Source organism: Rhodopseudomonas sp. B29, from assembly GCF_000333455.1.
Lineage (GTDB): Bacteria > Pseudomonadota > Alphaproteobacteria > Rhizobiales > Xanthobacteraceae > Rhodopseudomonas.
In genome coordinates this window covers 1-6,516 of sequence record NZ_BADD01000044.1, presented here as the reverse complement: position 1 = coordinate 6,516, position 6,516 = coordinate 1, and the positions used below count along the sequence as shown (strand labels likewise).

The 6,516-nt window shown below is 68.1% G+C and carries 6 protein-coding genes; 3 read left to right on the top strand and 3 right to left on the bottom strand.

The genetic code is table 11. The features are described 5' to 3' along the window. Window positions 1-236: SDR family NAD(P)-dependent oxidoreductase (locus I5M_RS01385; protein WP_031334953.1), on the bottom strand; the 236-nt coding region annotated here is incomplete at its 3' end. Window positions 237-360: 124 nt separating this feature from the next. Between I5M_RS01385 and I5M_RS01380 the strand changes: the two genes are divergently transcribed. Next, window positions 361-1,095: an SDR family NAD(P)-dependent oxidoreductase gene (locus tag I5M_RS01380; protein WP_022719765.1), complete on the top strand. Its 735-nt coding sequence runs from the start codon at window positions 361-363 to the stop codon at window positions 1,093-1,095. Between the two features lie 221 nt (window positions 1,096-1,316). Here I5M_RS01380 and I5M_RS01375 read toward each other — a convergent pair whose 3' ends face one another. Then, complete coding sequence (locus I5M_RS01375; RefSeq protein WP_022719764.1) at window positions 1,317-2,966, bottom strand: SGNH family hydrolase; 1,650 nt, start codon at window positions 2,964-2,966, stop codon at window positions 1,317-1,319. Window positions 2,967-3,177: 211 nt separating this feature from the next. Here I5M_RS01375 and I5M_RS01370 point away from each other — a divergent pair, with 211 nt between their 5' ends. Both I5M_RS01370 and I5M_RS01365 read left to right on the top strand, forming a co-directional pair. Continuing rightward, window positions 3,178-3,645 carry a DUF2231 domain-containing protein gene (locus I5M_RS01370; RefSeq protein WP_022719763.1) on the top strand — a complete coding sequence of 156 codons (468 nt, stop codon included), beginning with the start codon at window positions 3,178-3,180 and terminating at the stop codon, window positions 3,643-3,645. After that, complete coding sequence (locus I5M_RS01365; RefSeq protein WP_083909477.1) at window positions 3,645-5,141, top strand: sorbosone dehydrogenase family protein; 1,497 nt, start codon at window positions 3,645-3,647, stop codon at window positions 5,139-5,141. The genes I5M_RS01370 and I5M_RS01365 overlap by 1 nt, the downstream gene beginning before the upstream one ends. A 119-nt stretch (window positions 5,142-5,260) precedes the next feature. Here the strand turns inward: I5M_RS01365 and I5M_RS01360 are convergent. Continuing rightward, window positions 5,261-6,516 (bottom strand): lytic murein transglycosylase (locus tag I5M_RS01360; RefSeq protein ID WP_022719761.1); only part of this gene is annotated, 1,256 nt, incomplete at its 5' end.

Sequence of the window (6,516 nt, the reverse complement as noted above, 5' to 3'; positions counted from 1 at the left end):
CCGCTCCTGATCGCCGCCGCATCGCCGACATCGAGCGCGAACGCGGCTGCGTCGCCGCCGTGCGCGGTGATCGCATCGGCGACGGCCCGCGCCGCATCACCCGAGACGTCGGTGACGGCGACACGGGCACCTTCGTCGGCGAACACATGCGCGGTGGCGCGGCCCATGCCGCTGGCGGCGCCGGTGATCAGTACGCGCAGCCCCTTCACCGAGCGGCTCAGCGGTTGATAGGTCATCGGTTTCCTCCGGTTGTTTCTTGTTGCGGAATTCGCCGCGCCGCGCGCGCCGGCTCCGATTGACAAGGCTGGCACCGAACGACACACAGGTCAAACAACAACAAACAACAAGCGGGAGGCGCGGATGAACGAACTGGATTTCACCGGCAAGCAGGTGCTGGTAATCGGCGGCTCGAGCGGCATCGGCAACGGCATCGCCCGCGCGTTCGCGATGCGGGACGCCAAGGTCTGCGTCACCGGCACGCGGGCGCATTCGACCGATTACTCCGAGGAAGACGGCTCGAGCTTCGAGGCGCTGGACTATCACCAGCTCGATGTGGCGCAGCCGAGCGCGATCGAGGCGTTCGCGCCGCCGCTGCAGCGGCTCGATGTGCTGGTGCTGGCGCAGGGCGCGGTGATCTATCGCCGCGGCGAGTTCGCCATGGAGGGCTTTCGCCGCGTGATGGAAGTCAACCTGATGAGCCTAATGGCCTGCGCGGCGAAGTTTCATCCGCTGCTGAAGACCTCCGGCGGCTCGCTGATCATCGTGTCGTCGACCGCCGCGTATCACGCCACCAAGGGCAATCCGGCCTACAGCGCGTCGAAGACCGGCGCGGTCGGGCTGACGCGGACGCTGGCGCAGGCCTGGGCGGAGGACGGCATCCGCGTCAACGGCATCGCGCCGGGCCTGGTCGATACCAAGATGACCAAGGCCACCACCGACAACCCCAAGCGCCTCGCCGGCGCACTCGAGGGCATTCCCATGCACCGCCTCGGCACCCCGCAAGACATGGCCGGCGCCGCGCTGTTCCTGGCCTCGCCGCTGGCGTCGTACGTGCTCGGCCACACGCTGGTGGTCGATGGCGGGTTGATTTTGTAGCGGAACTAACAACTCGTCATTCCGGGGCACGCGCGGAGCGCGTGAACCCGGAATCCATATCCCCTGTGTCTGTTGTTACGTCAAAGCGCGGGTGACTACAGTCTCGCGAAGTCACCCGCGCTGCGGCGTATGGATTCCGGGCTCGCGCTGCGCGCGCCCCGGAATGACAAAAGAGAGGGCAGTGAGCGTGGCTACGCGCTACGCGCTGTAGCAGTTGCGCCTCACCTGAAGATCGAGAAGAATCCCGAGGCGCTCGGCGGCGGCGCGTTGCGCCGGACTTGGGGTTGTTCCCGTTGCGGCGGGCCGAAGCCGAAGAAGCCGGACGCGCTCGGCGGCGGCGGCGGGGCGCGGACGACGCGGCGTTGCTGCTGGGCCTGCTGCTGTTGTGCCGCCGGCGCACCGCCGCGCTCGCCAGGCGTCGCGCTGGCCATCGGCACGCCCGGTTTCGGCGTTTCCTTCGGCGGCAGCGGCGGCGGCTCCTGCGCCTTCTCGATCTCGATTGGACGGCGCGGCCAGACGTAGTCGTCGGCGCGGCCGGCGGGCGCCGACAGCGGCTCGCCCTTGACCAGCGTCTTGGTCGCCAGCGGATCGGCGGTCAGCGGCTTGGCGCCGGCTCCGCCGAGCAGCTTGTCGGGTGACAGTTGCGCGGCGACCAGCGGCACGATTTGGCCGGCGAGCGGGCGCGGTGCCGGGCCGGTCGGCTTGGTAGCAGCTTCGGGCGCGGCCGGTTCGGTCGGCAGCGTCACCGGCGCGGCGCGGCCGGCGAGCAGGCGGGCGATCTCGCGCTCGGCATAGTGCGCCAATTTGCGGGCGCCGTATTTGGTGAAGTACACGCCGTCATAGGACCGCAGCCGGCGGATCTGGCCCTCGAAGTCGGGGCCCTGCAGCACGTAGCGGCCGCCCTCGTCGACGAAGCCGTCCCAGACGTCGACATAGCTGATGCCGGCCTTGGCGGCGGCGTCGCGATACAGCGCATTGAGATACTGCACGTCGGCAGTCGCCTTCGGGCCGCGCACCACGGGCAGGCCGACCCAGAGCACCGGCACGCCCTTGGTCTTCAGCACATCGATCAACTCGTCGATCTTCTTGGAATAGAGTTCGGCCCAGCGGTCGGTGCGGAACTGGGCGACGCCGCCGGGCGCGCGCTTGCCCTTCTCGGCCTGCGCGGCATCGTCGTCGTCATCATCGTCGGCACTGTCGTCGGCCTTATCGGCGGATTTGGCGTCCGGCTTGTCGTCGGGTTTGGCGGCTTCCGGCTTGGCGTCCTTCTTGTCCGCCTTGTTGTCGGCCTTGGGATCGAGCGCCGCCTCGCGGATCGGGCTGCGGTCGCTGAGACCCATCATCACCACGATGGCGTCGGGATGTTCGCCCGGCAGGATCTCCTTGGCGGCGCCGATCCAGTCCGACGGTTCGCCCTTGGGCTGGTAGCGCAGCAGGCCCGAAACGGTCTTGACCTTGCGGATGACGCCGACGTCGGGCTGTTCGGCGTAGGCCTGCTCGAGGCCGTAGCCGAGCCAGTCGGCCATTGCGTCGCCGAGCACCAGCACGTTGCGCTCCGGCTGGGTGTCGGTGGCGCGCTTGTCCGGCGCCGGGGCCTTGGAATAATCCTCGCGCGGCGCGGCGCGGCGCACGGGCGCCTCGTGGAACGGCGTAAACACGTCGTTGCCGAACCAGCCGAAACCGCCGCCGCCTTGATTGCCGCCGCGCGGCACGTTGGCCGGCGGGCGCCGCGGCGGCGGATCGCCAAAGCCGAAGAACTGCGCCGAGGCCGGCGCCACGATCCCGCACAGCAGCAGCATCGCCACCGACAGCGCCAGCAGCGGGCCGCGCTCGGTGAGGATGCGGAGCAGGGATCGGGGCTTGTCGGACATGCGCGCGGTCACACCTGATGGGGGGATCGGATTGCTGATCCGCCGCTCTTGTAGCAGCGGAATCGGGCCGCAAACAGGCCGTTTTGCTACGGCGAGGCATCCGCCCGCGCGCCTGTCCGCCGCCCCCGGCCAGCCCGGGAGCGCGAGCGTGTTGGAACAACGGCGGATTGCGGCCGTTCCCGGAAGGTATCCAAATCCGAAGGCGTCCATCATGGCCCAGAACACCTACGACGCGCCGGGCAATCGCCTAGCCTCGACGGCGCGCATCGCCGCGCATCCGATCCATCCGATGCTGGTGCCGATCCCGATCGCCTGCTTCGTCGGCACGCTGCTCACCGATATCGCCTACGCGATGACGGCGGAGATGACCTGGTCGAATTTCTCCGCCTGGCTGATCTCGGTCGGCGTGGTGATCGGCTGGCTCGCCGCGATCGCCGGCGCCATCGACTTCTTCGCCAATCGGGCGATCCGCAATCTCAGCGCCGCGATCATCCACGCCGTCGGCAATCTGGTCGTCCTGGTGCTCGCGACGCTCAACATGCTGGTGCACACCCACGATGCCTGGACCTCGGTGATGCCGTGGGGTTTGACGCTGTCGGCCATCACGGTGGCGCTGCTGCTGGTCACCGGCTGGATGGGCTGGGCCATGGTGTACCGCTATCGCGTCGGAGGCGCGTGATGAACAAGTTGTTAGTTATGAAACGCGCCGGCGCGCTGCTCGCGGGCGCTTCGCTGCTGACGCTGGCCGGCTGCGGAGGCGACGACAATTTCGACGTGTCGAGCCAGATCGGCCCGAACCCAAAGCTGCCGGAGCAGCAGCAATATCTGTTCCCGCCGATGAAGCTGGCCCCGGTGGTCGGCTGGAAGGACGGCGAGACGCCGAAGGTGCCGCAGGGCATGCAGGTCACGGCGCTGGCGACCAAGCTGCAGCATCCGCGTTCGGTCTACACGCTGCCCAACGGCGACATCCTGATCGTCGAGTCCAAGAAGCCGCCGGGCGAGCCGATCAAGCGGCCCAAGGATATCGTGATGGGGTGGATCGAATCCTTCGTCACCTCGGCCGGCGCCGCCGATCAGCCGAGCAACCGCATCACGCTGGTGCGTGACAGCAACGGCGACGGCAAGCCCGAGCTGCAGACCGTCTTCCTCGATCACCTCAATTCGCCGTTCGGCGTCGCGCTGGTCGGCAACGATCTCTACGTCGCCGCCACCGACGCGATCCTGCACTACACCTATCACGAGGGCGACACCCAGATCACGACGCCTGGCCAGGTACTGACGCCGCTGCCCGGCGGCCCGATCGATCACCACTGGACCAAGAGCCTGGTCGCCAGCCGCGACGGCAAGCTGCTCTATGTCGGCGTCGGCTCAAACTCCAACATCACCGAGAACGGCATCGAGGCCGAGAAGAACCGCGCCGCGATCTGGGAAGTCGATCGAGAAACCGGCCGCTGGCGGCTGTTCGCCACCGGCCTGCGCAATCCCAACGGCCTGTCGATCGAGCCGCAGAGCGGCGCGCTGTGGGCGGTGATCAACGAGCGCGACGAGCTCGGCCCCAATCTGGTGCCCGACTACATGACCTCGGTGAAGGACGGCGCTTTCTACGGCTGGCCCTACAGCTACTACGGCCAGCACGTCGATCCGCGCGTCCACCCGCAGCGCCCCGACCTCGTCGCCAAGGCGATCGCGCCGGACTACGCGCTGAGTTCACACGTCGCCCCGCTCGGCATGACCTTCAACACTGGCAACGCCTTCCCGGCCAAGTACCAGGGCGGCGCCTTCGTAGGCGAACACGGCTCCTGGGACCGCCAGCACCTCAACGGCTACAAGGTCGTCTACGTCCCGTTCGCCAACGGCAAGCCCAATGGCAAGGCCGAAGATTTCGTCACCGGCTTCGTCGACCAGAGCGGCAACGCCCACGGCCGCCCGGTCGGCGTTGGCCTCGACAAGACCGGCGCGCTACTGATCGCGGACGATGTGGGGAATACGGTGTGGCGGGTGACGGGCGGCGGGGCCGCGAACCGGCAGAGCGCGAGCGCTCCGCAGCAGAGCGGAGCGGCCACAACGGGAGCTAACACCGGCGTCTCGCCTGCTGTCGGCCAGCCCGCGCAATCCTCACCGGCACTCGCCAACCCGGCGAACAACGGCTCGCCGTCGACGGGCGCGCAGCAGTAGCGGCCGGAAATTTCCACGTCATTGCGAGCGTAGCGAAGCAATCCAGATCAGTGCACCGGACTGGATTGCTTCGTCGCTTCGCTCCTCGCAATGACGGGGGAACCGCAAAGACCAACTAACTACCTTCCTCTCAGCCTCCCCAGCATCTCCTCCGTCGCGAACCCATCCGCCGGGGCCCCGATCGAGGCCTGGTAATTCCGCAGCGCATCCCGCGTCATCCCGCCGAACTGCCCATCAGGAGTGCCGCGGTAGAAGCCGCGTTCGGCTAGGAGCTGTTGCAGTTCAAGGCGTTCGCTGCGGGAAAGCACGCGCTCCTGGCGGGGCCATTGCTGGACGAAGGGTGGGCCGCCGCGGAGGCGGTCGGCGAAATGGCCGATGGCGAGGGCGTAGGCCTCGGCTGGGTTGTACTTCATGATGACGCGGAAATTCTGCAGCATCAGGAAGCCGGGGCCTTGGGCGCCGGCGGGCGCCAGCAGATAGGCCTTCTCAGTGGGATGCGGGAAGGCCTGACCGTTGGCGCGGCGCAGGCCCATGTGCTGCCATTGCGCCAGCGTCAGGCTGCGGCCGCGGTCGGCCAGCATGTAGTTGAAGCCTTGCGGCACCACGACTTCGTAGCCCCAGCTCTGGCCGCTCTGCCAGCCGTCCTTCTTGAGATTGTTGGCGGTCGAAGCGATCAAATCGGCCGGATTGTCGACGACGTCGCGGCGGCCGTCGCCGTCGGCATCGACGGCGAAGCGCTTGAACGCGGTCGGCATGAACTGCGTCGGCCCGAACGCGCCGGCCCAGGAGCCGCGCATCTGTTCGGGGCGCAGATCGCCGCGGTGCAGGATCTCGAGCGCGGTGAGGAATTCGTCCTTGAAGTACGCCTGGCGACGGCCGACGCAGGCCAGCGTCGCGGTCGAGTTGAGCACGTAGCGGTCGCCCATCTGTGTCGAGTAGTTGCTCTCGATGCCCCAGATCGACGCGATGATGTAGCGGTCGACGCCGTAGGCGCGCTCGGCGGCGTCGAACTGCGGCTTGTACTTGGCGAGGATCTCGCGGCCCTTGGCGAGGCGGTTGTCGTTGACCAGGATGTCGAGATAATCCCAGATCGCTTTGGTGAATTCTGGCTGCGAATCCATCAGGTCCATCAGCCGCAGGTCGGGCGAGAGCCCGGCGGTGAAGCGCTCGAAGTTTTCGCGCGAGATGTGGCGGCGCGCGGCATCCGGCCACATCGCGGCGACGCAGTTGTCGAAATTGGCCGCGGCCTCGCGGATGGCCGCGGCGGTCATCAGCGGATGGCCGGAGGCGCCGTCTTCGCCGCTCCACGGCGGCGCGCCGTTCGGGCCCGATGATCCCATCGGCGCCTGCGCCGGCGCGTTGACGGTGCGCGGCG